At 48.4% G+C, this 26,217-nt stretch carries 25 protein-coding genes; 11 read left to right on the top strand and 14 right to left on the bottom strand.

Going from position 1 to position 26,217, the window contains the following annotated elements:
• Positions 1-40: 40 nt before the first annotated feature.
• A complete protein-coding gene (gene thrC / locus FTU54_RS04185; RefSeq protein WP_005181581.1) occupies positions 41-1,186 on the top strand; it encodes a threonine synthase in 1,146 nt (381 codons plus the stop codon).
• A gap of 92 nt (positions 1,187-1,278) precedes the next feature.
• Here the strand turns inward: thrC and FTU54_RS04180 are convergent, their stop codons facing one another.
• On the bottom strand, positions 1,279-2,361 hold the full coding sequence (locus tag FTU54_RS04180) for a serine hydrolase (RefSeq protein ID WP_127799456.1): 1,083 nt from the start codon (positions 2,359-2,361) through the stop codon (positions 1,279-1,281).
• A 217-nt stretch (positions 2,362-2,578) separates the two neighbouring features.
• On the opposite strand from FTU54_RS04180, the gene FTU54_RS04175 reads away from it, so the two are divergent.
• The 3 genes from FTU54_RS04175 (at position 2,579) to FTU54_RS04165 (ending at position 6,224) form a co-directional block, all read left to right on the top strand.
• Positions 2,579-3,214 carry a response regulator gene (locus tag FTU54_RS04175; RefSeq protein ID WP_005181577.1) on the top strand — a complete coding sequence of 212 codons (636 nt, stop codon included), beginning with the start codon at positions 2,579-2,581 and terminating at the stop codon, positions 3,212-3,214.
• Between the two features lie 14 nt (positions 3,215-3,228).
• A complete protein-coding gene (locus FTU54_RS04170; RefSeq protein WP_104489117.1) occupies positions 3,229-4,797 on the top strand; it encodes a PAS domain-containing sensor histidine kinase in 1,569 nt (522 codons plus the stop codon).
• A 71-nt stretch (positions 4,798-4,868) separates the two neighbouring features.
• Positions 4,869-6,224, top strand: a complete 1,356-nt coding sequence (locus tag FTU54_RS04165) for a sigma-54 dependent transcriptional regulator (RefSeq protein ID WP_171526345.1) — start codon at positions 4,869-4,871, stop codon at positions 6,222-6,224.
• 16 nt (positions 6,225-6,240) lie between these two features.
• On the opposite strand, the gene FTU54_RS04160 is transcribed toward FTU54_RS04165, so the two are convergent.
• The 4 genes from FTU54_RS04160 to lptF form a co-directional block, all read right to left on the bottom strand.
• Positions 6,241-7,410, bottom strand: a complete 1,170-nt coding sequence (locus tag FTU54_RS04160; RefSeq protein WP_168400145.1) for a S41 family peptidase — start codon at positions 7,408-7,410, stop codon at positions 6,241-6,243.
• A gap of 23 nt (positions 7,411-7,433) precedes the next feature.
• Complete coding sequence (gpmI, locus tag FTU54_RS04155) at positions 7,434-8,981, bottom strand: 2,3-bisphosphoglycerate-independent phosphoglycerate mutase (protein WP_005181570.1); 1,548 nt, start codon at positions 8,979-8,981, stop codon at positions 7,434-7,436.
• 118 nt (positions 8,982-9,099) lie between these two features.
• Entirely contained in the window at positions 9,100-10,170 is a 1,071-nt protein-coding gene (gene lptG, locus FTU54_RS04150; RefSeq protein WP_180074530.1) for an LPS export ABC transporter permease LptG, read from the bottom strand.
• A gap of 1 nt (position 10,171) precedes the next feature.
• Positions 10,172-11,272 (bottom strand): LPS export ABC transporter permease LptF, encoded by a 1,101-nt coding sequence (gene lptF / locus FTU54_RS04145; protein WP_005181567.1) that lies wholly within the window; start codon positions 11,270-11,272, stop codon positions 10,172-10,174.
• Positions 11,273-11,430: 158 nt separating this feature from the next.
• Between lptF and FTU54_RS04140 the strand changes: the two genes are divergently transcribed.
• The 4 genes from FTU54_RS04140 (at position 11,431) to FTU54_RS04125 (ending at position 14,350) form a co-directional block, all read left to right on the top strand.
• Positions 11,431-12,879: a leucyl aminopeptidase gene (locus FTU54_RS04140; RefSeq protein WP_180074529.1), complete on the top strand. Its 1,449-nt coding sequence runs from the start codon at positions 11,431-11,433 to the stop codon at positions 12,877-12,879.
• Positions 12,872-13,279, top strand: a complete 408-nt coding sequence (locus tag FTU54_RS04135; RefSeq protein ID WP_075167829.1) for a DNA polymerase III subunit chi — start codon at positions 12,872-12,874, stop codon at positions 13,277-13,279. Before FTU54_RS04140 ends, FTU54_RS04135 begins: the two co-directional genes overlap by 8 nt.
• Before the next feature lie 23 nt (positions 13,280-13,302).
• Entirely contained in the window at positions 13,303-13,923 is a 621-nt protein-coding gene (locus FTU54_RS04130) for a hypothetical protein (RefSeq protein ID WP_016659708.1), read from the top strand.
• Positions 13,924-14,131: 208 nt separating this feature from the next.
• A complete protein-coding gene (locus FTU54_RS04125) occupies positions 14,132-14,350 on the top strand; it encodes a hypothetical protein (protein WP_005181560.1) in 219 nt (72 codons plus the stop codon).
• Positions 14,351-14,432: 82 nt separating this feature from the next.
• On the opposite strand, the gene FTU54_RS04120 is transcribed toward FTU54_RS04125, so the two are convergent.
• From FTU54_RS04120 to glnK, 7 genes are all read right to left on the bottom strand, one after another.
• Positions 14,433-14,978 (bottom strand): VTT domain-containing protein, encoded by a 546-nt coding sequence (locus FTU54_RS04120; protein WP_005181559.1) that lies wholly within the window; start codon positions 14,976-14,978, stop codon positions 14,433-14,435.
• A 112-nt stretch (positions 14,979-15,090) separates the two neighbouring features.
• A complete protein-coding gene (locus FTU54_RS04115) occupies positions 15,091-15,750 on the bottom strand; it encodes a riboflavin synthase (protein WP_104489123.1) in 660 nt (219 codons plus the stop codon).
• Positions 15,751-15,777: 27 nt separating this feature from the next.
• Positions 15,778-17,067 carry a DNA adenine methylase gene (locus tag FTU54_RS04110; protein WP_005181555.1) on the bottom strand — a complete coding sequence of 430 codons (1,290 nt, stop codon included), beginning with the start codon at positions 17,065-17,067 and terminating at the stop codon, positions 15,778-15,780.
• Entirely contained in the window at positions 17,064-18,152 is a 1,089-nt protein-coding gene (ribD, locus tag FTU54_RS04105; protein ID WP_127801553.1) for a bifunctional diaminohydroxyphosphoribosylaminopyrimidine deaminase/5-amino-6-(5-phosphoribosylamino)uracil reductase RibD, read from the bottom strand. Before ribD ends, FTU54_RS04110 begins: the two co-directional genes overlap by 4 nt.
• 23 nt (positions 18,153-18,175) lie before the next feature.
• Positions 18,176-18,634, bottom strand: a complete 459-nt coding sequence (gene nrdR, locus FTU54_RS04100) for a transcriptional regulator NrdR (RefSeq protein WP_005181550.1) — start codon at positions 18,632-18,634, stop codon at positions 18,176-18,178.
• A 139-nt stretch (positions 18,635-18,773) separates the two neighbouring features.
• Positions 18,774-20,177 (bottom strand): ammonium transporter, encoded by a 1,404-nt coding sequence (locus FTU54_RS04095; protein WP_075174920.1) that lies wholly within the window; start codon positions 20,175-20,177, stop codon positions 18,774-18,776.
• Between the two features lie 62 nt (positions 20,178-20,239).
• Positions 20,240-20,578: a P-II family nitrogen regulator gene (glnK, locus tag FTU54_RS04090; protein WP_004650081.1), complete on the bottom strand. Its 339-nt coding sequence runs from the start codon at positions 20,576-20,578 to the stop codon at positions 20,240-20,242.
• A gap of 276 nt (positions 20,579-20,854) precedes the next feature.
• Here glnK and FTU54_RS04085 point away from each other — a divergent pair, with 276 nt between their 5' ends.
• Complete coding sequence (locus tag FTU54_RS04085; protein ID WP_005181545.1) at positions 20,855-21,082, top strand: accessory factor UbiK family protein; 228 nt, start codon at positions 20,855-20,857, stop codon at positions 21,080-21,082.
• Positions 21,083-21,151: 69 nt separating this feature from the next.
• Positions 21,152-22,642 (top strand): YifB family Mg chelatase-like AAA ATPase, encoded by a 1,491-nt coding sequence (locus FTU54_RS04080; protein WP_075167834.1) that lies wholly within the window; start codon positions 21,152-21,154, stop codon positions 22,640-22,642.
• A gap of 73 nt (positions 22,643-22,715) precedes the next feature.
• On the opposite strand, the gene FTU54_RS04075 is transcribed toward FTU54_RS04080, so the two are convergent.
• Positions 22,716-23,477, bottom strand: a complete 762-nt coding sequence (locus tag FTU54_RS04075) for a TorF family putative porin (RefSeq protein ID WP_168400143.1) — start codon at positions 23,475-23,477, stop codon at positions 22,716-22,718.
• Between the two features lie 759 nt (positions 23,478-24,236).
• On the opposite strand from FTU54_RS04075, the gene FTU54_RS04070 reads away from it, so the two are divergent.
• On the top strand, positions 24,237-25,550 hold the full coding sequence (locus tag FTU54_RS04070; protein WP_168370311.1) for an OprD family outer membrane porin: 1,314 nt from the start codon (positions 24,237-24,239) through the stop codon (positions 25,548-25,550).
• 101 nt (positions 25,551-25,651) lie between these two features.
• Here FTU54_RS04070 and ppa read toward each other — a convergent pair whose 3' ends face one another.
• Positions 25,652-26,176, bottom strand: a complete 525-nt coding sequence (ppa, locus tag FTU54_RS04065; RefSeq protein ID WP_005181532.1) for an inorganic diphosphatase — start codon at positions 26,174-26,176, stop codon at positions 25,652-25,654.
• Between the last annotated feature and the right edge of the window lie 41 nt (positions 26,177-26,217).

Raw genomic sequence — 26,217 nt, 5'->3', positions numbered from 1 at the left:
TTTCCCCTTGCCAAGCTCTACACACAATTGGAACATCATCATGTCGAATGCCAATCGTTATACTGGTTTAGTTGACCGTTATCGTGACCGTTTACCAGTGTCTGCAACTACACGTGCAATCTCTCTCGGTGAAGGGAATACCCCGCTAATCAAGCTTGAGAACATTCCACGTATTATTGGCAAGAACGTTGAAATTTATGTGAAGTATGAAGGCTTAAACCCGACAGGTTCATTTAAAGACCGTGGTATGACCATGGCCGTAACCAAAGCGGTTGAAGAAGGTTCAAAAGCCATTATCTGTGCCTCTACCGGTAACACTTCTGCAGCGGCAGCAGCCTATGCAGCGCGTGCTGGTATCAAAGCGTTTGTGCTGATTCCTGAAGGCAAAATTGCTATGGGTAAAATGGCACAGGCCATGATGTACGGTGCCATCACCATGCAAATTCGTGGTAACTTTGACGATGGTATGCGTCTGGTGAAAGAAGTGGCCGATCAGGCTCCTGTAACCATCGTAAACTCGATCAACCCGTACCGTCTGCAAGGTCAAAAGACCATTGCCTACGAAATCGTGGATGAACTCGGCCGTGCACCAGACTACCACTGCCTGCCAGTTGGTAACGCGGGCAACATCACTGCACACTGGATGGGTTATACCGAAGCTGTGGCTAACCAGCCTGCAGACCAATTTGAACAAGTAGTTTATGATGCGGCAACGGATGCCTTTACTGGTCCAAAACCGGAAGGTTTACCAGTTATGGTCGGTTATCAAGCCTCTGGCGCTGCGCCATTCTTACGTGGTGCGCCAGTTGAAAACCCGGAAACTGTAGCCACTGCAATCCGTATTGGTAACCCGCAAAGCTGGAACCATGCCAAAGCTGTAGTTCGTGATTCACAAGGCTGGTTCGATGAACTGACCGATGCGGAAATTCTGGAAGCTCAGCGCATGCTGTCCATGTACGAAGGCGTATTTGTTGAGCCTGCATCTGCAGCATCCATTGGCGGCGCGATGCGTGACATTAAAGCCGGTAAAATTGCAGAAGGTTCAGTAATTGTATGTACTGTTACTGGTAACGGTCTGAAAGACCCAGACACTGCAATGAAACAGTGCCAGGATGCGGTGATGCTGTCGATTGACGCTACCATGGATCAGGTTCGTGATTCTATCCTTTCAAACATGGATCAATAATTCCGGTTTGAAACAAAAATCCCTGCTCATGCAGGGATTTTTTTATGGCTGAGGTTTTAAGTTCTGCACGATTTCGCACAGAACAGTTCAGCTTAAATCCGTTTTGGTAACTGGCTGGTCCAGGACATTAAACGGGTGGCATCGTTATTACGCGCCTGGGTATTGCTGGCCCCTAAAATAATCACCACCGCCGGACGTGAATTTAAAGTGGTGTGCATCACCAGACAACGCCCTGCTTCATTAATAAAGCCGGTTTTAGACAGGTTAATATTCCAGCCACCATTACGCACCAGCGAATTGGTATTGTTCGATTTCAGCACCCGATAACCTAGGTTAAAGTCATAGCTTGGCGTGGTCGAAAACTGGCGAATCAGGCCATATTGTGACGCGGTACTGACCAGAATACCTAAATCACGCGCCGATGATACATTGCGTGGGTCCAAACCGGTCGATTCGGTAAAGCGGGTCGAATGCATGCCCAGCTCACGCGCTTTGTTGTTCATGGCAGCCACGAACGCACTGCGTCCACCTGGATAGGTACGCGCCAGCGCTGCTGCGGCCGGGTTTTCTGATTTCATTAAGGCAAATAATAAGGCTTCAGCACGGTTCATCTTGTCGCCCACACGCAGGGTCGAACTCGAGTTCTTGCCTGCTGCACCGGCAAAATCAATCTGCTGCAAGGTAATTTGCTCAGACATATTTAAACGCGCATCCGCCGTCACTACCGCAGTCATCACTTTGGTAATTGAAGCAATCGGCAACGCGGTATTGGTATTTTTACTGTACAGCACTTCACCGGTATTGGCATCCATCACCAGTGCGGCACGTGCGTTAACAGTGGGCTGGTTGCTATAGGATGCAGTATCCAGAATCGGGCTGGTTCTACTGACCGTGCTGGCGGGCGCCGGTGTGCTGGAACTGCGTACCGTGGTGGTAATTTTGGTTGAGCCTTGTGGTGACGGTTCCACCACCTGCTCGGTCACAGAAGTCGTGGCGGTGGTCATCACATCGCCATTCAGCAGCTGATTGGCCTCTTCAGATGACCAGCTTAGCGTTGCCTGGGCGTTACTCCCCGAGGAAGGGTTCATGACGATTTCAGCAGTACTGACTGAACTCATGCCGAGCAGAACCGATGCTCCCAGCACATGCATTAATAACTTCTTAGAATTTTTCACTATTGCTTACTCAACTCAGGGAGGTAAGATACATTTGCGTATTACCTCAAATATGCCTTACATTTACAACACAGCACGGAACCAATTTTAGCCTCCGACATTGTGCAGAATTTTTCACTTTAGGTTAAGAATAGGATGGCCAATTTTGTCGGTTGATTGCAAGCTAATTTTGCTATATGTAACAAAAAAGATGATTTTAGTGAGAGGGAGAGTCTAGGTGATCACAGTTTTAGTGGTAGATGATCATGAATTGGTTCGTACCGGCATCTGCCGTATGCTCGAAGACCACACCGATGTTCAGGTCATTGGACAAGCTGAATCTGGGGAAGAAGCCATTAATCTGGTGCGCCAGCATCATCCCAATGTGGTCCTGCTTGACGTGAACATGCCGGGCATTGGCGGGGTGGAAACCACGCGCCGTTTATTACAGACTGCCCCGGAAACCAAGGTATTGGCGGTCAGTGGTCTGGCCGAAGAACCCTATCCTTCTTTATTACTCAAAGCCGGTGCCAAAGGCTATATCACCAAAGGTGCACCTGTCTCGGAAATGGTGCGTGCCATTAAAAAAGTCATGCAGGGCGGTAAATATTTTAGTGCCGATATTGCCGAGCAACTGGCCAGTTCCTACCTGTCAGACACCCAGCAATCACCGTTCGACAGCCTGTCGGAACGTGAAATGCAGGTGGCAATGATGGTGGTGAACTGTATTAGCGCGCAGGAAATTGCTGACAAGCTGTTCGTCAGCGTGAAAACCGTAAACACCTATCGCTACCGTATTTTTGAAAAACTGAATATCGACAGTGATGTCAAACTGACCCATCTGGCCATTCGCTACGGATTAATTAAACCTTAAGAGGTTTAAGCCTCATGGATATCCGCCGTACGCAAGCTGAACTGAACCAGTACCATCTCGGGCTATGGTACGGGGCGTATCGGCTGATAATTGCCTTCTGTTTGCTGCTGATTTATTTACTCACCACTCAAACTCTCAATCATGATTATCAGCATCCACGGCTGTATGCCGCCAGTCTGGTGCTGTATTTTATTTTTAGCTGTGCCCAGCTGCTGTATTTTCGCTATGTCCGGCACAGGATTCCGCTACAACTCACGCTGATTTTCAGTGTTGATGTACTGGTGCTCAGCAGCCTGACCTTTGCGCTGGATGGACCGAGCCTGCATTTAAGCCTGCTGTTTGTGATTGCGATTTTCGCCGCGACGTTATTGCTGGAAAAAAGCAAGGCGCTGTTCATTACCCTGGTGGCAATGATTTGTGTCACCTATCAGCATTTTGTTGGCACATTACTGGATTTTTCCTCTCTGGATCGCATCGGGCAAAGTGCCCTGCTCTCGTTCCTGTTTTTTATTATTTACCGTTTTGGCCAGATTGCCGTCCGCCGTTTCCAGATTCTGGAGCACCTGAACTTTTCCCAATCACTGGAACTGAACCGGCTAAAGAATATTAACCGCTATATTCTGGAACAGACCGATATGGGCTATCTGGTGCTGGATGAAAACTGCCATATTATGGTCAGTAATCCGGCCGCCTGCCATTTGCTGGGTATTAATCCGCTGTATGCTTTCGACAAATATCCACTGTATAAAGTACAGCCCGACCTATTTCAATTATTGCAGTTTGACCAGCTCTCTAACGGCGAAAAATTCCAGTTTGAATCGCAGCTCAGTCATTTCCTGATCCAGATTCAGGTACAAAAGCTGGTGGTGCCGCAGCAGACCTTAACCTTGCTGGTGCTGCAGGATGCACGGCAAATCAACCAGCGTGTACAGCAACTGAAACTGGCAGCACTGGGCCAGCTTTCGGCCAGTATTGCCCATGAAATCCGTAATCCGCTGGCGGCCATTGTCCAGGCCAATCGCCTGCTGGCTGGCAGCGATACCGATCAGCAGCAGATGCTGAGCCAGATGATTGACAAGCAGTCGCAGCGCATTGACAAGATCATTGATGACACCCTGAGCATGGTGAAAAATAAGGAAACCACACCGGTGCAGATTGATCTGGCGCGTTTTATTCCGCAGCTGATCCAGGATGATCTGGCCGATCTGGCCAGCCAGATTCAGGTCAGCCAGCCCGAACCTCTGCAGATTCTGTTTGATGAATCCCAGCTGCGTCAGGTGCTGATTAACCTGATCCGTAATGCCCAGCGCCACAATGCGCCGGATCATCCGATTGAACTGCAACTTTATCGCCAGCAGGACACGGTCTATATGGATGTCAAAGATTATGGCAGCGGCGTGGCTTCACATGATATTCGCTACCTGTTTCAACCATTTTTTAGTACCGAAATTAGTGGAACTGGTTTAGGATTATACTTATCACATAGTTTCTGCGAGGCCAATCGGGCCAAGTTGCGCTATGTAGAACAAAAACAAGGAGCATGTTTCAGGATTGAATGCTCACCTGTTGACGTAAATAAATAGTTTTTTGGGGAAGTTTAGTGGAACAACCACTCGTTCTCTTCGTCGATGACGAGGAAGATTTATGCACGCTCATGCAAATGACATTGGCGCGCATGGGGATTCAAACACACGTGGCACACCGGCTGGAGCAAGCACGTCAGCTGCTGTCCAGTCATCACTATGATGCTTGCATCACCGATCTGAATTTACCTGATGGCAATGGCCTGCAACTGGTCGAGCTGATTGCCCAGCATTTTCCGCAGCTGCCGGTTGCGGTGCTGACGGCCTATGGCAATATGGAAATTGCCATTGCCGCACTCAAAGCCGGGGCCTTTGATTTTGTCAGCAAACCGATTAACCAGAAACACCTCGAACAATTGCTGGAAAAAGCACTGAATCAGCCGCTGTTTAAAGCACATAGTCAGGAAGCGGACCAGCTGGAACAGCGGATGCTGATCGGGCAATCTCTACCGATTCAGCAACTGCGCACCACCCTGAAAAAAATTGCCCGCTCGCAGGCACCGGTGTTTATTAGCGGTGAATCGGGCACCGGGAAAGAAGTGGTGGCCAATCTGGTGCATCGCCTCAGCAACCGCAGTGACGGGCCTTTTATTGCCATCAACTGTGGCGCGATTCCGGGCGATTTGATGGAAAGCGAATTCTTCGGCCATAAAAAAGGCAGCTTTACCGGTGCAGCGCAGGACAAACAGGGCCTGATTCAATCGGCACACGGCGGTAGCCTGTTCCTGGATGAAATTGCCGAACTGCCGCTCAATATGCAGGTAAAACTGCTGCGCGCGGTGCAGGAAAAACGGATTCGTCCGGTCGGTTCCGATACGGAAATTGATGTTGATTTCCGGATTATTAGTGCCAGCCATCAGGACCTGGAAGCGTTAGTCCAGCAAGGCCGGTTCCGTCAGGATCTGTTCTTCCGGATTCATGTGATGGATATTGTGTTGCCACCGCTACGTGAGCGTGGTCAGGATATTTTATTGCTGGCCCAGCATTTTATTCAGAAAATTGCCCAGGAATGGGATATACACAGCAAAACCCTGTCAGAACGTGCCCAGCAGTTTTTGCTGGAACAGTATTATCCGGGTAATGTGCGTGAGCTACGCAATATCATTGAACGCGCCATGACCTTGAGTGATGATGATGTGATTGATCTGCCACATCTGCAGACCGCACCCTTACGCAAAATGGCACCGCTGGCCGAGCCAGAAGCTGACCCGGCAACACCGGTTACAGCTGATGCCCTGCCCGCTGCTCCGCGTAAACTGCCGGAAGAAGGACTGGAGCTGTTTCTGGAGAAAATCGAAAAAGAGATTTTGCTGAATGCACTGAATCTGACCCATTGGAACCGGACCCTGGCTGCGAAAAAACTGGGGATGTCGTTTCGTTCCCTGCGTTATCGACTAAAGAAATTCGGACTGGATACCGATGAATAAGGTGCGAACCCTGCGCCTATTTATGACTTAACAGCAGCTCTGCAACATGGTCCAGATAATTGTCTTCTTTCATATCCTGTTGCAGTGCATAGCGCTGGTTCGGTTCAATCCCGACCCCTTCAATCATTTTGCCTTGCGGGGTGTAATAGTGAGAAACCGTCATTTGTAAGGCGGTGCCATCTGACAGCGGAAACAGCTTCTGTACCACCCCTTTGCCATAACTTTTTTCACCAATCACCCAGGCACGGCCATGATCTTTTAAGGCGACAGTAAACACTTCTGCAGCCGAGGCCGAACGCTGGTTAATCAGCACACCGACCTTTAGATTCTGGAATTCAAAACTCGGTAAAGCCTGAAATTGCTGGTCGCCTTCAGCGCGGCTTTTGGTAGAAACAATCACGCCCTGATTCAAGAACAGATCGGCCGATTCGACTGCCGAGGACAGCAAACCGCCCGGGTTATTGCGCAGGTCAAACAGTACCGCCTTTAGCCGTGGTGTGCTGTACTGTTCGATCAGTTCCTTGATTTCATTGGCAGTATCTTGCTGGAAGACTTTGACTTTAATCAGTAGTACCTGATTACTCAGCATCTGCGCCTGAATATCGGTTTCGACTTTTCTGTTGCGTACCAGACGAATCGGCTGCGCGCTTGCGGTCAGTTGCAAGGTGATATTGGAGCCAACCGCGCCCATCAACAAGGCATTGACCTGATCCTGATTGAGTTTTTGCAGTTCCTGATTGTCGATTTTAAAGACCGAAATACCATTACGCAGGCCCTGCTTGGCCGAGTCGGCATCGGGTCTTAAATTGTGGATCTGCCATTGATGCTGCTGGGCATCGTAACGTAAATTAAAATCGACCGAGGCCAGATCGCCTTCGGTATATTGCACCAAGGCACGGTAATCTTCGGCATTCAGATAACGCGAATACTGGTCCAGTCCGGAAACCAGACCTTGAATGGCTTGAGCAAACAAAGCTTCGTCACTTTTTTCCGTGACATAATTGGCTTTGACCAGCCCATAAATTTTGACAAACTGCTGGATCGATTCGACCGGCACTTCAACATAGTCCTGCTCGGTAGTTTCTTCCAGTGCAAGCGGATCTTGATCTTCTGCCGCCCAGACAGGCAGGTTCACACACATCATCAATGTTGTTGCAACAAGCATGCGTTTCCAGTGTGGAACCATCCTTTCACCTATCTGTTGGCAGTTTATGGAGTCAGGGTAATTAAATTACGCCCTTGCATTTCTGCAGGAATTGGCAGTTGCATCAGACTCAGTAAAGTCGGTGCCACATCGGCCAGAACACCACCCTCTGCAATCACCGCCTGGGTCGGGCCGGCATAAATAAACGGCACCAGCTCGGTGGTATGCTGGGTATGGACCTGACCACTGTCATAGTCCTGCATCTGCTCGACATTACCATGGTCGGCAGTAATCAGCATATGACCCTGCTTGGCCATTACAGCTTCATACACACGGCCCAGACAGGTATCCACTGCTTCTACCGCTTTCACCGCTGCATCAAATACACCGGTATGACCCACCATATCGCCATTGGCATAGTTGACCACCAACAAGTCATATTCACCTGAATTGATCGCTGCGACCAGCTCATCCGTCACTTCATACGCGCTCATTTCTGGCTTGAGATCATAAGTTGCTACATTTGGTGATGGAATCAGAATGCGCTTTTCGCCCGGATATTCATCTTCACGGCCGCCACTAAAGAAGAAGGTCACGTGTGCATATTTTTCGGTTTCGGCAATACGCAGCTGGGTTTTACCTAGGTCTGACAGATATTCACCGAGCGAGTTTTTCAGTGCTTCTGGCATATAAGCCACAGGTGCATCAATGGTGGCCTGATAACGGGTCAGCATCACAAACTTGGCCAGCTGCGGCACCACTTTACGCTCAAAACCGGCAAAGTCGGTTTCCACAAAGGCTTTGGTCAGTTCACGGGCACGGTCTGCACGGAAGTTCATGAACACCACGCTGTCGCCATCCTGAATTGCCGCAACCTCACCAATACGGGTAGCTTTAACAAATTCATCGCTTTCATCGGCTGCATAAGCTGCGTCCAGACCAGCTACGGCGGTTGCTGCAGTACGGACTGCTTCACCTTCTGTTAACAGACGATAAGCCTGTTCTACACGATCCCAACGATTGTCGCGGTCCATGGCAAAATAACGGCCGATCATGCTGGCAATCCGGCCTTGGCCTGGATATTGGGCAAACAGGGCATCCAGTTTTTGCAAAGAGGGCTGCGCACTTTTTGGCGGAGTATCACGGCCATCCAGAAATGCGTGTAAATAAACAGTTGCACCACGTTTCAGCGCCAGCTCCGCCATTGCCACAATATGGTCTTCATGTGAGTGCACGCCACCTTCCGACAGCAGGCCCATTAAGTGCACGGCACCGCCCGCAGCTTTGGCTTTCTCGACTGCATCGACCAGCACTTCATGTTCAAAGAAAGCACCGGTACGGATATCTTTGGTAATGCGGGTAAAGTCCTGATATAGCACACGGCCGGCACCCAGGTTCATATGGCCCACTTCGGAGTTACCCATCTGACCATCTGGCAGGCCCACATCTTCACCTGAACCTGAAATCAACCCATGCGGATGCTTTTCCTGCATAGCGGTCAAATTTGGACGTTGTGCCGCCAGGAACGCATTGTCCTCAACAGCTTCACGATGCCCAATACCATCCATAATGACCAGTACGTGAGGGATTTTGCCTGCAGTTGCATCCGTCATAGTTCACACTCTTTTAGTCTACAAATTAATCGCATATCTTACCGAATTTTCAGTTCGGACACCATGCACGGCTGATGGTTTCAACCGTGCCACACTATCGTTTTGTTCAATTGCCGGCTTATCGGGCGCGTTGCAGCAGATAACCACCCACCACAAACATCAGAATAATCGGGATAAACACAAACCAGGCCGGAGATGGCGCATAAATCAGGCTGGCATAACCGAGGAAATCCTGTAAATAGAAGAAGCCCAGGCCGACAAATAAGGCAATCACCAGACGGAAACCCATCGACTGCTGGCGCAGCGGTCCAAAAATAAAGGAACAGGCAATCAGCACCAGCGCAATCAGGGCAAATGGAGAACCAACTTTTTGCCAGAAAGCCAGCTGATAGCTTTTCGGCACCTGACTGTACTCATGCATATAGCTCATGAAACTGACCAGCTGACTGGGTGATAAATCTTCCGGGTCGATGGTGACCATGTGTACATATTTTGGTTGCAAGGCCAGCGATAAAGGCTGCGTGGCCTGCTGATCAGCAATAGCATTGCCCTCTGGCAGAATGTCCATTTGGCGGCTGTTTTGCAGTGACCAGGCGCCATCTTCGACAAACTGGCCCTGTTCGGCATTTAAGGTACCGCGTAAGCGGAAGTTATCATCAAAGTCGATGACCTGAATATTCTTTAGTGTGCCCTGCGAGTTGGCATAGTCAATATAAATAAAGCGCTGCCCTTCGCGGGTCCAGTAGCCTTTGACTTCACCGAGTTCAGCCACGCTGCGATATTTCTTGATGCTTTCTGCGCGCTCGTTGGTATAGGGAATCACCCATTCACTTAAGGCAAAAGACAGCACCACCAGAATAAGCGCCGAACGCACCGCCCAGCCGACAATCCGCCACAGGCTGATACCAGCGGCACGCATCACAATCAACTCACTGTTTGAAGCCAGCGTGCCCAGGCCCAGCACCGCGCCAATTAATGCGGCAATCGGGAGAATTTCATACAGATAACCGGGCGCACCCCAGAGCACATGCCATAAGGCATCCAGCGCGCCATAGCCTTCTTTTAGGGAACCGAGTTCACCCAGATAGGTAAATAATACCTGTAAGCCGGACAACACCGCGGTTGCCCCCAACATCGCCAGTGCGGTCGTTTTGGTCACATGCTTGGCCACTATACGACGTGCGAACATATTAAGACCTCACTCGCTGAATCTGTTTCTTGATTTTGGGTGCCAGTTTCTGTTTACGCGAGAACAGCGCCGCCGCAATGGCATAGACCATCAGCACCAGCGGATAGGCCCAGATACCCATTTCTTCTTTACTGATCCGGGTTTTGACCGCCATTAGCGCCACAATCAGGCTGGCAAAAATCAGCAGGGCCGGAAACAGTTTTAAATAACGTCCCTGACGCGGACTGACTTCTGATAAAGCCACCGCCAGCAGCAGCGCCACCAGAATTGAAAACGGTACGAAGATGCGCCAGCCCAGCTCACTGGCCACCACCGGGTCCTGACGGTTATCCCACAATTGCCCGATTGGCAGGGCTTCCACTTCGGTGCTCTGGAATTTGGCTTCCTGATCACTTTCCAGACGCAAACGATAGCTGGCAAATTCAGCCTGAGAATACTGCGGACGATCCGGATAAATTTCATAACGGCGCCCTTCGACCAGATCGACCACATTGGCCGGATCATTGGACAGTTCAATCCGGGTCGCCTCTTTGGCCAGAATCATGATATCCGGTTTGCCCGGACGGTCAGCACGCTGGTAGAAGAAAATATCTTTCAGATTACGCCGGTCTTCTGACAGGTCGCCGGCATAAATGGTATATGGCCCCGAAGAAATAAACTCTTTTGGCCGCACCAGATCGAAACCGGTACGGACCGCCTGATTGGTGGTCAATTCTTCAAACTGGCGAATCCCCCACGGTGCTGCCCAAACCATCAGCATGGCCTGCACCGCCAGAAATACCACCGTCATCGGGACTAATAAACGTGCCAGTTGGTTACGACTGACACCGCTGCCATTTAACACTGCCATTTCATGATCGACATAAAGCCGGCCAAACACCAGCATCAGGCCAATAAAAAAGCCCAGTGGCAAAATCAGGGTTAAAAATTCCGGCAGACGGTAGCCAATAATGCTAAACAGAATCCCCGCATCCAGACGCCCCTGCGCGGCGACGCCAAAATACTTGATCAGCCGGCCACCCATCATGATCAAGGTCAATAAGGCAATCACAACCAAGGATGTCGACACAACTTGCTTGACCAGATAACGCCGAATAATCAAATTAATGCTTCCAGAAAACGAGGGAATAAAACTAGCGATAGTTTACCCGAATGTTGAAAATATAAAACCTATACTGTTGTTTCACATTGAAACTCTATTCATGAAAATGTTTCAATGGTTTAATGGTTTTAAAATTTTAAAAGGCCTATATAACGCATATGAAACTGACGATTCATCCGACATACCAAGACAATGTCACCGCAGCTGCTTTATTTATTCTGGTCGATGCCGATACCCTTCGTACAACCGCAGATCACTATAAAATCAAAAATTTAGATAGCATCACCCAGGCCGTACAATTTAAATCCGGCTTTAATGAAAGCTTAAGCCTGACAGCACAGGACAACTTGCCGGCATTCAGCCAGCTGATTGGCCTTGGTTCAAGCAGCGAATTACAGCCGGCTAAACTGGCCAAACTGGCGCAAACCATTGTAAAAACCGCACAGAAGAAATTTAGCAGCATTGCGGTAGATCTATCAGTCCTGCCACAAGAACTGCATTATATTTTTGCCTTGAGCCTGACCCAGGCCGCCTACGGTTTTGATGAATTTAAAACCAAAAAGAATGAATTTGTATTAGAGCAGATTCAATTGATTGCCACACAAAGCCCGTTAACTGCCCATCAGCTGAAATTGATTGAAGCGGTACATACTGGTCAGAATTTTGCCCGCGATTTAGGCAACCGTCCGGGGAACATCTGCTTCCCGGAATATCTGGCTGATCAGGCACTGGCACTGGCAGAAGAATTCCCGGATTTACTCAAAGTAACCGTGCTGAATGAACAGCATATGGCTGACCTGGGCATGGGTGCGTTCCTTGCGGTCAGCAAGGGTTCCGAGCGTCCGGGCCGCATGATTACCCTGGAATACAAGGCCAATCTTGAGCAGGCACCTATTGTACTGGTCGGTAAGGGTATTACCTTTGATACCGGCGGTATTTCCCTGAAACCGGGTGCTGGCATGGACGAAATGAAATTCGATATGTGCGGTGCAGCCTCAGTCTTGGGGACCGTACGTGCGCTGTGTGAATCACGCTTGCCGATTCATGTGGTGGCAGCCATTGCCGCAGCGGAAAATATGCCATCGGGCAAAGCCACCCGTCCGGGCGATATTGTCACCACCATGAGCGGTCAGACTGTCGAAATCCTGAACACCGATGCTGAAGGCCGTCTGGTGCTGTGCGATGCGCTGACCTATATCCAGCGTTTTAACCCGGCACTGGTCATTGACGTGGCGACCCTGACCGGTGCCTGTGTGATTGCGCTCGGTTCGGTGTTAACCGGTCTGTTCACACCAGATGATGAACTGGCACAGGAACTGACCCAGGCCGGCCAGCAGAGTTTTGACCGCGTATGGCGTATGCCGGTGATTGATGACTATCAGGAACAATTAGATTCACCTTTTGCCGATATTGGCAACATTGGTGGTCCAAAAGCCGGTTCTGTGACTGCAGCCTGCTTCCTGCAACGCTTTACCCGTGACTATCGCTGGGCGCATCTGGATATTGCCGGCACTGCCTGGAATTCAGGAACCCATAAAGGTGCCACAGGCCGTCCGGTACCGCTACTGATGCAATTCCTGGCTAACCGTGCAGAGCAGCATGGCTAAAGTCAGCTTTTATCTGTTTGAAAAAAGTCCTGAACGGCAAGTGGACAGCACTTGCCGTTTATGCCGGAAAATCCTGCGTGAACCACAGCGCATCTGGCTGTATAGCGCAGACCCGGCATTGCAACAGGCGCTGGATGAACGGCTGTGGAGCTTTGATGCCAGCAGTTTTATTCCACATGGTATTGATGAGCCTACGGCCCAGGTCTGTATTTCAGCGCAGTTGCCAACTGAAAATGATTGGATTGTGTTTAATTTTAACGAACAGGCTCTTGAACAGTTCGCCAAATTTAGTCACATTATCGAAATCATTGAAAATCATGAAACCGCCAAACAGCTTGGTCGGGAAAAATATAAACAATATCGTCGTTTAGGTATTGAGCCGCAAACCCATAAATTATAGAACCACCCCAAAGGAGATGCAGCGTGGCATTAAATGTTGGTCCAGATTTTAAACAGCGCTGGTTAACTGCGCCTGAAGCTGTGCGTCAGACCTTTATTGATGACCTGCATCGGATTAGTGAGGTGCTGCAACCGGACAGCGACCTCAAACGCTGGGTAGAGTACGATCAGCAGCAACAGCAACAGTCCTTTCAGAAAATTGATCAGGCCTATGCCGAACTGAAAATCCAGTTAATTGAAGAAGCGCGTATTCGCCGCCAGCAGATGCTGGAGCAACGTCTGGCCCAACAACGCGCCGATCAGGCCGCGTATGCGCAGGCTCTGTATCAGGATGAACTGCAACAGTTTGCCGCGCAGACCGAAACCCTGGCCAGTTTACGCACCCAGCTGGATCAGGAGATTCTGGACTACACTGCGCGTTATCAAAAAAATCCGGAAAATGGTAGTTTCAATTTTGCCAAAGGCGTGCGTATTGCCGATGAACAGATTCTGTCGGAACTCGACAGTGTGCGGGTACGTCTGGAACTGGAAGCCGAAACCCGGATTGAAGAAGCAGTACAACAGTTCCGCAGCCAGCTACAAGCCGCTGCCCAGGAAGAAATTGAATATATTTTAAAACATTCCCAATTTTCCAAAGAGGCCTAAATGTCGGCCTTCTGGCGTGAAAAACCCGGTACGGTGTCAGTAAATGCAGATTTAAACCGGCCCATCTGAAAGATCAATCGGGTGTGAGGCAGAATTTCTCGCCCAAGCGTCATGAAATTGAAATATTTTTGTCACAAGATAGTCATACTTTAAACAGCAGTACTGCTGCCTTTTAAAGTAAAAATTATTTTTATAATTAGGGTTTAAAATGGGTATCTTGACACAAATATCGAGCAAAATTGACCATCTGCATAGTGGTGAACAATGGCATATTACTGCTCAGGATTTATTAATCAGCCGTGCAGATTTCCAGTCGCTTTATATTTACCTGACCAAAGAAGCTGAAAAAGGTACATTTTCTTTAGCACCGGTTGCCGAAGCCAGTCCACGTTTAGGCGGTACCTCTGTCACAGTGATCAAGCACTAAGGTCAGCGAATTTCTCCCCGCAAGATAAAAGTCCACCCCGCGTGGGCTTTTTTGTACGTGCGGTTTTTCAGCACTGTTTATATTAAAAAATATGACCCAGCCACGACAGGATATTGCCCAGACCGTAACCGATGGCCAATAAAGACACAATCCAGATAATGCCACCGGCAATGTTATAGGCCGTAAAGCTGGCGATGGGCATATGTCCGGAACCGGCAGCAAACGGTGCAAAAGAACGGACAAAAGGAATAAATCGGGCAATGAGAATGGTTTTACCGCCATGCTTCATAAAATAGCGGTTGGTTTTGACGATATATTCCGGTTTGAAATAACGCGAATGGTCATTAAAAAACTTCAGCCCCAAGACCTTGCCGGTATAGTAATTCACGCTATAGCCAAGAATGGAGGCCAGGCACAGCAAAATCGCCATATAGTGTAAATGCACCACATCGGTGGTTGAACATAAGGCGCCAATGGCAATCAGCAGACTGTCTCCCGGCAGGAAAAACATAAATACCGAACCGGTTTCCGCAAAGATAATTAAAAATAAAATTGCATAAATCCAGACCCCATAGTTGTTGAGCAACACAGGCAGCCACTGTTCAAAATTTAGCAAAAAATCAATCATCTACACTTAACCAACGTAAGTTACTCTGTTTCGCGCAGCCTGAATTATCGCTAAAAATAAAAAAACAGTCTAATTTTTTCAATCAGACTGTTCTGTACAGCAGCGTCAGGACTTATTTTAAGAACCCATTTTCGGCCAGAAAGTCCATGCTGATTTTTGATTGTACCGTGGTTTCTGCGGCTTTTTCACCGAGCAGTAAACGCTCGATATAACGCGCCAAAACATCCACTTCCAGATTGACTTTAGTCCCAGTTTTCCAGGTGCCAATATTGGTACGCTCTGCGGTATGCGGAATCAGGTTCAGGCTGATTACACTGCCACGCAAATGGTTAATGGTCAGGCTAATGCCATCTACAGTCACTGAACCTTTTTCGGCCAGATATTTGGCAATTTCAGCCGGTGCAGTCACTTCAAAATATAAAGAACGCGCATCTTCACGCACCAAGGTAATTTCACCCACGGCATCGACATGACCACTGACAATATGTCCGCCAAAACGGGTGGTCGGTAACATGGCTTTTTCCACATTCACCGGCTGGCCAACTTTCCAGTTACCTAAGGTAGTCCGGTTTAAACTTTCCCGTGACACATCGGCCGCGTACCAGTTATCGCCCCACTCAATCACGGTCAGGCAGATGCCATTGGTGGCAATCGAATCCCCCAGATGTACATCGGACATATCCAGATCGGTCTGAATACGCAGGCGGACATCACCACCAACACTTTGCAGGCTGTCCACTTTGCCCACGCTTTCAATAATTCCTGTAAACATAGTCTTTTCTCTTATTGTCTCTAGTGCTTACCACAAGGCCAGTTGGGTGCTAACACCGCTGGTATCGACCCCGCCCAGCTCGGCAAAGTGATGCAACTGCCCCAGCAACTGCCGGATTGGCGGGCCAGACTTGGCATGAGTATCGGTAATCACAATAAATTCCAGTACTCGTGCACGTTCAGACTGACGCTGCTTGCTGACCCGGTAACGCGGTACATCCTGGGTTAACAGGCTGACCCGGCCACGTTTTAAATTGGCCTGCAACAAATCCACTGCACTGATATTGCCATCGGTGGAGTAACTGGTCAGGATATACCGTGCATTAATGGTTTCTAACAGTTTCTCATACGCTTCTTTGGCGTGCTTGGACGAGTTATACGGACTCGGACGCTCTTTGCGCCAAGCACGGTCAATGCCGCTCTTAAAGCCTTTGGTATCCGGGGTTGGTAAATCAACCTGATCCCACAAGGTTAAGGCATTTAACACATGATAGTTACTGCTATAAGCATGCTGGTTATATGGCGGATCTAAATACGCCACATCCACTTCAAAACCGCTCATCTGGTTGGCCAGATGCTGGGCATCAACACACCACATTTCGGCAGCCGGACGTTTCGGATCACCAATTTCACAGAAGCGGCTTGGGGTTAACCACAACAAAGATTCAATCCGTTCCAGCGCAGTCTGGGTTTTACCACCCCAGCCATGGTGGAAACTTTTAAAGACCCCGGAGGTGTTGCTGACAAAACTGGCCGAATACAACAAAGGCGCCAGCAGCGCGCTCATCTCGACATCATCAATCGCGCCTTGCGCCTGCCAGGTGGCAATCTGCTGGCGGATGGCATCAATACGCATCCCGTTACGGCGTTTAAAGAATAAACGGTCGCGGGTCGGATCATAAATTTCATCATTGCGTGGGCACAGGTTATGCGTGACCCAGCCTTTGACTTCTGGCAAACGGTTTAAATAATCAATCGCTTTCTGATAACCGCCCAGCTCTTTAAACGCCGGCGCTTCTACACAGGCCAAAATCGCATGATTCAGCGCATGGCTATACGGTTCCCAGTCATTGGCAATTACCCGATAGCCATTTTGTCGGGCCAGACGTGAAACCACGCCTGAACCGGCAAAAAAGTCAGCGAAGATCGGGGCGCGGCCGCCTTTGTTCAGGGTGCCGGTCTGCTCCAGCGCTTCCAGAATCAGATGTAACAGACGACGTTTATTCCCCAGATAAGGAACCAGCTGATGGAAAAGATATTCATCTGTCGTACGTGCGGCGTGACGACGTTTGTGATAAACCGTAGACTCTGAATTCATAACGTCTCTTGAGAAGGGGTTAACCTTAAGCGCACATCATCACCGAATTGAGTGACGTCGCAAAGTTTAAATCGAAGTTGTTGTGCCATACGCTCAAATTCTGCCTGAAACATGGCACGTGCAGACCGGCCTAACAGGGTCGGAGCCACATAACTGATCACTTCGTCGACCAATTGCTGCTGTAAAAAGGCGGTCGATAGTGTCGCACCGGCTTCAATCAGCACATCATACAGCTGATACTGCTGCACCAAAGTTCGAAGTAGTTGATCCAAAGGCTGAACCTCGAGCTGGATCACGCCCAGCGCCTCAAGCTCGGCCCGATACGGACCCATCACCATCACACTGTCCGGCTGCTCGAGCAGCTTGGCGGTTAAGGGCAAGCGTCCCTGACGGTCCAGTACCAGCCGTTTCGGCTGGACAATGCTGCTGATGTCCTGATGTATCGCCAGCTGGCGGACATTGAGCTGACAGTCATCGGCCAGCACGGTTTCAATCCCGGTAATCACCACTGCTGAAATCGCACGCCAGTGCTGCACATCCAGACGCGCCGAATTGCCGGTAATCCATTTCGATTCACCGGAGGCCATGGCAGTACGCCCATCCAGACTCGACGCCACTTTTAAACGGACATAAGGCTGACCCGTGGCCATGGCTTTTAAAAAGCCCAGATTCAGCTGATGCGCCTGCTGTTCCAGCACGCCTACCTCAATCTGAATTCCGGCATCGCGCAGAATCTGCACGCCTTTACCGGCCACCAGCGGATTCGGATCAGGACAAGCCACCACCACTCTGGCCACACCGGCTTCGACCAGACCTTTGGCACAGGGCGGGGTACGTCCATAATGCGCACAAGGTTCCAGAGTCACGTAAGCGGTTGCACCGCGGGCAGCATCGCCAGCATCGCGTAAGGCAAATACTTCGGCATGCGGCTGTCCGGCACGCGGATGATAGCCCTCACCCACCAGCTGTCCGTCTTTAACCAGCACACAGCCCACATTCGGATTCGGTTTGGTCGAGTACTGTCCGAGTCGTGCCAGTTCAATGGCACGCTGCATCCAGATTTGGTCTTGAGTTAACTCGGACATGTCACCACTCTTGCGCGTTGAGCTTAGTATTCACGTTGCTGCATTTGTTCAATTTGACGGCGGAAGGCTTCCACATCCTGAAAGTCCTGATACACCGAAGCAAAACGCACATAGGCCACATGATCCAGCGAGAATAAAGACTGCATGACAATTTCCCCGATGGTGCGTGATTTAACATCACGTTCGCCCAGACGGCGGATTTGCAGCTGGATATCACTGAGTACCGTTTCAATCTGTTCCTGAGTCACGGGACGTTTTTGCAAGGCATGCATCAATGAACGGCGCAGTTTGGCTTCATCAAAGGGCTCATTTTTACCGTCCGATTTAATGACGCGTGGCATCACCACTTCATAACTTTCAAAGGTGGTAAAACGTTCACCACAGCTAATACATTCACGACGTCGGCGAATTTGACAGCCTTCAGCTGCCAGCCGTGAATCAATCACTTTACTGTCTGCGGCGTTGCAAAATGGACAATGCATAGTGGTTTAATTGAACAAATCCAGTTGATTTGAGAGTGTAGCAAAAAAACAGGATTTTGTAGAGTTTTACGCAATATATAGAAAAAAAACAGCCCTTTTGGGCTGTTTTACACAATATATTGATTATGCTGCTGAAAGATTATTCAACCCGTTCACCATGCTGGCTTAAATCCAGACCCATGCGTTCATCATCAGATTCAACACGGATACCAATTACCAGATCAATCACTTTCAGGATGATGAAGGTTAATACTGCAGAGTACACAATGGTGGCAATCACACCTTCCACTTGCACCCACAGCTGACCCATCAGGCTGGCAGGTGCCGCATCGCCCATAATAAATTCGCTGGCAAAGAAGGCGGTTAAAATTGCACCTACAATACCACCCACGCCATGCAGGCCAAAGGCATCTAAAGAGTCATCGGCTTTCAGGGCACGTTTCAGTGCAGTAATCCCCCAGAAGCAGACCACGCCACCAATCAGCCCCATGGCTAAGGCACCACCGACGGTGACAAAACCTGCTGCCGGGGTAATGACCACCAGACCGGCCACAGCACCTGAAGCACCGCCTAATACAGAGGCTTTACCACGGACCACTTTTTCAGTCACTAACCAGGCCAGTGCGGCTGCAGCTGCGGCAACTTGAGTCACCACTAAAGCATAACCTGCTGAACCATTGGCGCCCAGCGCAGAACCACCATTGAAACCAAACCAGCCTACCCACAGCAAGCTTGCACCCACCACAGTTAAGGTCAGGTTGTGCGGTGCCATCGATTCACGGCCCAAGCCCATACGTTTGCCCAGCATATAGGCAGCCACCAGACCAGCCACACCAGAGTTAATGTGTACCACGGTACCACCAGCGAAATCCAGCGCGCCATCATTGCCTAACCAGCCGCCACCCCAGACCCAGTGGGTAATAGGTGCATAGACCACCACCACCCAGATGGCAATGAACGCAACAAAGGCCCCAAATTTCATCCTCTCTGCAATCGAACCGCTAATAATGGCCACGGTAATAATCGCAAAGGTCATCTGGAAGATCACAAACAGAATTTCAGGAATGGTGCCACTCAAGGCATCGGTGGTAATACCGGCCAGCATGAACTTGTCCAAGCTGCCAATAAAGGCATTGCCTTCGCCAAAGGCCAAGGTATAGCCAATAATTACCCAGACCAGACTGACCACTGCGGCCGCAACAAAACTGTGCGCCATGGTGCTGAGGACGTTTTTCTTGCGCACCATACCGCCATAGAACAGGGCCAAGCCCGGAATGGTCATGAGTAGGACAAGTGCTGTTGAGACCAGAATCCAAGCGGTATCACCAGTGTCTAACACGGCTTCTTCTTCAGCCGCTGCCACTTCAGGTAAAGCAGTTTCTGTAGTGATGATATCGCTTGATTCAATAAGCGCAGGTTCCACAGTATCATTTACTGTGATTTGTTCTGAAGGAGTTGGCGCTGTTACGGCTTCTTCAGCCCAAGTAACAGAACCACCCAAAAGCGCGCCGGACAGGCCGAGCGCAAGTAGCATTTTTTTCATTCGTATCCCCCAACCTAGTTTTTGTGAGTTATTAGGTACTCAGCAAACTTCGTGCCAATTACTTAAACAGCATCTGCACCTGTTTCACCTGTACGAATACGGATGACCTGTTCCAGATTCGTCACAAAAATTTTACCGTCACCGATTTTGCCGGTGCTTGCTACACGGGTGATTGATTCAATCACTGAATCCACCATCTCATCACTAATGGCGATTTCGATTTTCACTTTTGGTAGAAAATCAACAACATATTCTGCGCCACGATACAGTTCAGTGTGACCTTTCTGACGACCGAAGCCTTTGACTTCAGTGACAGTGATCCCTTGAACACCAATTTCTGACAGTGCTTCACGCACGTCATCTAATTTAAAGGGTTTTACAATTGCAGTTACGAGCTTCATGTGTGTTTTCCTTCGGCTTATTTCACCAGTAAGGTTTTATGTTCAAATTTCATGCCAAAACTCCTAAGGTCGGGGGAAATTAGAAGTTACGGCATGTGATTTATTTATATCTTATTTTATACCTTTCTCATGCACCAATCTTCAAAAAATAAACATTTTTCTGTAGAGATTTACGATCTCCGGCATCGAATAAAACCATATTTCATCTGAAACACTATAGTCTGGGCCAGAGCAATGCTACACTGCGCTTTTCAGTCCACTGGAATGGAATTTATTATGATAGAAACCTTATTACAGGCCATCTTAGAACAGGTCGATCAACCGAAAAAAGACTTAGAACATAACCTGCGTGCCCTGCTAAGCGAAGCCGTCAGCAAAATGGATCTGGTGTCCAAAGAAGAGCTGGACCGTCAGCGCACTGCACTGAATAATGCCAATCTTCGTTTAAATGAACTGCTGCAGCAGGTAGAAGCACTCGAACAAAAGATTTTGAACAAAGAATAAGCACCTTCTTAGTGCAACAAAAGACGCATAACGACCAAAAATAACGCACCAAAACGGAACATAACAACAATGTCTTTTGCCAAAATTTATACGCGGGGTCTGCTTGGACTGAATGCCCCGTCCATTGAAGTTGAAGTCCATTTAAGTCAGGGTCTGCCCTCCTTAACCATTGTCGGTCTGGCCGAAGCCGCGGTCCGTGAAAGTAAAGACCGGGTCCGCTCGGCCATTATTAACAGTGGTTTTCAGTTTCCCACCAAACGTTTGACCATTAATCTGGCCCCGGCCGATTTACCCAAAGATGGCTCACGTCTGGATTTACCGATTGCCTTAGGCATTCTGATTGCTTCCGGACAATTGCCCGAACAGGCCGCAGAAAACCTGGAATTTATTGGTGAACTGGCGCTGGATGGCCAGTTACGCCCGGTCACCGGCACTTTAAGTATTGCCATTGCCTGTCAGGCGGCCGGCCATCAACTGGTATTACCGGAACCCAATGCACAGGAAGCCGCACAATTGCCCGACTTTCAGGTGTTTGCGGCCAGTCATCTGAAACAGGTCTGTGAGCATCTGGCGCAGGCTGCGCCCCTACAGCCTTTTGCAGCAAGCTCGGAAACCCGCTTGGAACGCTATGCTTTTGACCTGGCGGATGTCAAAGGACAGCTGCGACCTCGGCGTGCCCTGGAAATTGCCGCTGCCGGTGGCCATTCCTTGCTCTTTAAAGGTCCACCCGGTACAGGCAAGACTCTCTTGGCCTCACGTCTGGCCAGTATTTTGCCGCCCCTGAATATGCAGGAAAATCTTGAAGTTGCCAGTATTTATTCAATTGCCAATACCCCGCATCGCTTTGGACAGCGGCCATTTCGCGCCCCGCATCATACCGCTTCAGCGATTGCGCTGGTCGGTGGTGGCTCACATCCAAAACCGGGCGAAATTACCCTGGCCCATTTAGGTGTGCTGTTTTTAGATGAACTGCCGGAGTTTGACCGTAAAGTGCTGGAAGTATTGCGGCAGCCCTTGGAATCCAAGGAAATTGTAATTTCCCGGGCATCGCGGCAGATTACCTTTCCGGCCAGTTTCCAGCTGATTGCGGCGATGAACCCCTGCCCGTGTGGCTATGCGTTTAATCAGGATATTCGCTGCCAATGTTCCGCAGAAAGTATTAAACGCTACCAGAACCGGATTTCTGGCCCACTCCTGGACCGGATTGATTTGCATATTGATGTACCACCATTACAGGCCCATGAGTTACATGATAAAACTGCGGTGGAAAACTCAGATACGGTTCGCCAGCGGGTGATTCAGGCCTATGAACGGCAAATGCAACGCCAAGGTATGCTGAATATGAACTTAAGTCCAAAACAGCTGGAACAGTTTGCTGCCTTAGCCACACCAGCACAGAACATGATGGATCTGGCCCAGCAGCGCTTAAACCTGTCGGCTCGCGCCTATCATCGGGTCTTAAGAGTGGCGCGCAGTATTGCCGATTTGGCCGAAAGTAGCGAGATTCAAACTGCTCATTTATCGGAAGCGCTGTCTTATCGGGCGCAGTCCAGCCCATAAAACGCATCATTAAAAACAAGCTAAAAAAATAGCCCATTTCAAATGGGCTATTTTTTCAATGTGAAGCCTTAAATTAGAATGCCTTGGTCAATGTCACGACTGCACCTGTTTCTACGCCACGCTCAACCGCATCGGGTGTTCCTGGACCATAGTCAATATCTGAACCCACCGCAGCCAGTTCTGCAGTTAAGCCTTCAACACCGGCAAAGGCATAAGTTACGCCCAATCTCCAGTCCACATAGCTGTCATCATCACCAAAAATCTCTTCATCTGCCACGGTATAGCCTAAAGCCGCCACTCCACCAAAACCGGTCGCACCAAAAGGCACGCTATAGGTAGCATTGAAATACCAGGCATCTAAATCTGCGCCTAAAAAGTCATTGCTGTAGTTCACTGCGGTGAGCAAGCTGGCATCTTTGACCAGCACATCATTAAAGCCAAGTTTTGCATAGGCTTCTAACCAGTTTAAATCACTTTCACTTGGATAAGCGTAGTACCATAAGCCCACATCCAGTAATGGCTTGCTCGCAAATCCATCTAAGGTTGTGGCATAACCGATATATGGGTCCAGCTCTAAATGGGCCGTACCGCCGAAATCGACATTCGAGCCCCACACCCCGGCATATACACCAGATGCATGTGACAGCGCGAAACCGGCCTGTACTGCAGGATCATTAAAGGTTTGGGTCAGACCACGATAACGGTAATCTGAAGTCAGCGCTGCAGTACCGCTAAACGATAAAGCAGATGCCGAAGTGTCTTCTGCTGCAGCCACGCTGAAGCTGGCAGTTACGGCAACAAGCGCCAGTGAAAGTGTTTTGATAGAAAATTTCATTGTTTGATCCCCTGCTGCATATTTCAATGCTTTTGTGTATTTGTTTCACTCACACAGGAGATAGCAATCCCTATGCCAACACTGGCATCTGTTCAAAAAAAATAATTTCAATTTTCTTTTAACTAGTTTCAACCTATTATTTTATATAAACTTTTAATATCAGATAAAAACTTAAGAACAGCATGATACTTTTTCAATCCCACTGATGTGCTGATCCTTTCGCTGCGTTGGGAGATAAACCAGATCATTTATATTTGCTTACATCATGCGCTATTTTGAGTCGCTTAATCATGCAAAAGCCTTTTTACTGCTTAAAAAAAGTGCAATCTTGTATTCTACTAGAATGCACTGATTCACGAGGATGTTCTGATCATAGCTTCAACGAAATGCATAAAAAATTCAGCGAGATAAATCTTGTATGTACGTTCTACTCCCAGCAAAGTGCCAAATTTCCCACATCTTCACACTGTCTAAAACCGTAAAATCACAAATTATTTTTTGAATAAAAAGTATAAACACAGTACATTAAAGCGCGAAAATTGCCTTCCTGTTTTGAGAAGCAAATTTTCTGCAATATGACCCAGGAAGGGTGTTTTACAAGAGCAAGGATTGAAACTGTATACGCTAGCGTTTGCATTTTTCTCAAAGAAAAATGGATAAAACGGTATCTTTTTTACAAATTCCCTATAAAATTCTTCCGGTTTCTGAGTTCTTTTTAAACAAATTGAAACATAACATTCTGGATGAGGCTCTCTCCCAATGCTAAACGCGAAAAAATTAACATTAGCAGTACTGGTACAAGCTGCTTTAATTTCTACAGCTGTTGCCAGCGAGCAAAGCGAAGCTAAAGGTTTTGTTGAAGGTGCAGAAGGTTCGGTATTATTCCGTACTGGTTTTATTCACCGTGACAAAACTAACGGTGTAAAAGATCAAAGCTCTTATGCACAAACCGCAATTGTTCAACTTGAATCTGGTTATACCCAAGGCACTGTAGGCGTGGGTGTGGGTGCCGTAGGCGACTGGTCATTTAAACTGGGCAGCAATAACAACGCTGGCAATAACATGATTCCACATGACAACAATGGCGAACCATATGACCAGTGGGCTCGTGGTGGTGTCAATGTCAAAGCACGTATTTCCAATACTGAAGTACGTTACGGTACCCAAGTTCTAGACCTGCCGGTATTGGCCAGCAACACGGCGCGTTTAGTTCCAGAATATTTCACTGGTGTTTTAGCCACGAGCCGTGAAATTAATGGCCTGGAATTAACTGCCGGTAAATTTACCAAAAACCAGTTCTCTGACCAGATTGCCACCGATCAAAATGATTTAGATCGTGCCATTGTGTGGGGTGCACGTTATCAGGTGAATGATCAGCTGAATACAGCGTATTTTGGTGTAGACAATAAAGACCGTTTAGAGCGTCACTATGCCAATGTTAACTATAAGCATCCATTGGCAAACCAAAGCAGCCTGACCTTTGATTTTAGCGGTTACCACACTGATTGGGATGCAAAGGCAGACGGCACTGCTCGCACTTACTCGCATACTTCAAATGACTTTAATAACTTAAGCAACAGTATTTGGGCACTTTCAACCACCTATAATACTGGTCCACACAATATTATGGTGGCATACCAGCAAAATACAGGTAATACAGGTTATGACTATAACCTAGGTGTAGGTGTTGCAGATGGTGGCCAAACCATTTATATGCCAAACTCCTACCTGTCTGATTTCATTGGTAACGATGAGAAATCTGTACAACTCCAATACACTTATGACTTTGCTGCAATGAATGTTCCTGGTTTAACTTGGACATCAGCCTTTGTATATGGTTGGGATATTGATGTACCAACAGCTACCGACCGTTCAATGTTATTAACTGATGATGCACAAGAACGTGAATTCTTTAACCAGGTGAAATACACCGTTCAATCTGGCTTTGCTAAAGATGCCAGCTTACGTGTACGTCATTCTTATTACCGTGCAAGTGATGACTACCAAAATAACTACATTGGTGACACCAATGAATGGCGTTTATTCCTAGACATCCCAGTGAAATTATTCTAATTTCCCGACGACGGTCTAAATCAAAAAAAACCTGCACACTGTGCAGGTTTTTTATGGCGTCCTCACTAAACAAGACAGATCAGTGAGGGGGAAAAGCCGTATTATTTTGCAGCTTCAATCGCTTTTAATACTTCAGCTTTGGCAACGTCTGCGCCTTCCCAACCGGTCAATTTCACCCATTTGCCTGGCTCTAAATCTTTATAGTGAGCAAAGAAGTGTTCAACCTGTTGAATCAGTAACGGTGGAAGATCGGTATATTCTTTCACGTCTTTGTAAATTGGAGTCAATTTGTCGTGCGGTACCGCGATCAGTTTCGCATCAATACCACCATCATCTTCCATGTTCAATTTACCGACCGGGCGGCAACGAATTACTGAACCTGGTTCAACCGGATGTGGTGTTACCACCAATACGTCTAATGGGTCACCATCTTCAGACAAAGTATTTGGTACATAACCGTAGTTTGCTGGGTAGAACATTGCAGTACCCATGAAACGGTCTACAAATAACGCATCAGAATCTTTATCAATTTCGTATTTGATTGGCGCTGCATTGGCAGGAATTTCAATGATTACATAGATATCATTTGGCGCATCTTTACCCGCTGGGATATTGCTGTAGCTCATAGCATCACTCTTTCACAAATTAAATTTTTTAAACCGCGTCA

The sequence above is a fragment of the Acinetobacter sp. YH12116 genome (assembly GCF_013418895.1).
GTDB classification, from domain to species: domain Bacteria; phylum Pseudomonadota; class Gammaproteobacteria; order Pseudomonadales; family Moraxellaceae; genus Acinetobacter; species Acinetobacter indicus.
This window is presented reverse-complemented; position numbering and strand designations above follow the sequence as displayed.

Bases quoted from the DNA above. Each gene is read 5' to 3' on its own strand.
- thrC (WP_005181581.1), top strand. From the start codon at position 41: ATGTCGAATGCCAATCGTTATACTGGTTTAGTTGACCGTTATCGTGAC.
- FTU54_RS04170 (WP_104489117.1), top strand. From the start codon at position 3,229: ATGGATATCCGCCGTACGCAAGCTGAACTGAACCAGTACCATCTCGGG.
- FTU54_RS04165 (WP_171526345.1), top strand. From the start codon at position 4,869: ATGCAAATGACATTGGCGCGCATGGGGATTCAAACACACGTGGCACAC.
- FTU54_RS04160 (WP_168400145.1), bottom strand. From the start codon at position 7,410: ATGGTTCCACACTGGAAACGCATGCTTGTTGCAACAACATTGATGATG.
- gpmI (WP_005181570.1), bottom strand. From the start codon at position 8,981: ATGACGGATGCAACTGCAGGCAAAATCCCTCACGTACTGGTCATTATG.
- lptG (WP_180074530.1), bottom strand. From the start codon at position 10,170: ATGTTCGCACGTCGTATAGTGGCCAAGCATGTGACCAAAACGACCGCA.
- FTU54_RS04140 (WP_180074529.1), top strand. From the start codon at position 11,431: ATGAAACTGACGATTCATCCGACATACCAAGACAATGTCACCGCAGCT.
- FTU54_RS04135 (WP_075167829.1), top strand. From the start codon at position 12,872: ATGGCTAAAGTCAGCTTTTATCTGTTTGAAAAAAGTCCTGAACGGCAA.
- FTU54_RS04125 (WP_005181560.1), top strand. From the start codon at position 14,132: ATGGGTATCTTGACACAAATATCGAGCAAAATTGACCATCTGCATAGT.
- FTU54_RS04120 (WP_005181559.1), bottom strand. From the start codon at position 14,978: ATGATTGATTTTTTGCTAAATTTTGAACAGTGGCTGCCTGTGTTGCTC.
- FTU54_RS04115 (WP_104489123.1), bottom strand. From the start codon at position 15,750: ATGTTTACAGGAATTATTGAAAGCGTGGGCAAAGTGGACAGCCTGCAA.
- FTU54_RS04110 (WP_005181555.1), bottom strand. From the start codon at position 17,067: ATGAATTCAGAGTCTACGGTTTATCACAAACGTCGTCACGCCGCACGT.
- ribD (WP_127801553.1), bottom strand. From the start codon at position 18,152: ATGTCCGAGTTAACTCAAGACCAAATCTGGATGCAGCGTGCCATTGAA.
- nrdR (WP_005181550.1), bottom strand. From the start codon at position 18,634: ATGCATTGTCCATTTTGCAACGCCGCAGACAGTAAAGTGATTGATTCA.
- FTU54_RS04095 (WP_075174920.1), bottom strand. From the start codon at position 20,177: ATGAAAAAAATGCTACTTGCGCTCGGCCTGTCCGGCGCGCTTTTGGGT.
- glnK (WP_004650081.1), bottom strand. From the start codon at position 20,578: ATGAAGCTCGTAACTGCAATTGTAAAACCCTTTAAATTAGATGACGTG.
- FTU54_RS04085 (WP_005181545.1), top strand. From the start codon at position 20,855: ATGATAGAAACCTTATTACAGGCCATCTTAGAACAGGTCGATCAACCG.
- FTU54_RS04080 (WP_075167834.1), top strand. From the start codon at position 21,152: ATGTCTTTTGCCAAAATTTATACGCGGGGTCTGCTTGGACTGAATGCC.
- FTU54_RS04075 (WP_168400143.1), bottom strand. From the start codon at position 23,477: ATGAAATTTTCTATCAAAACACTTTCACTGGCGCTTGTTGCCGTAACT.
- FTU54_RS04070 (WP_168370311.1), top strand. From the start codon at position 24,237: ATGCTAAACGCGAAAAAATTAACATTAGCAGTACTGGTACAAGCTGCT.
- ppa (WP_005181532.1), bottom strand. From the start codon at position 26,176: ATGAGCTACAGCAATATCCCAGCGGGTAAAGATGCGCCAAATGATATC.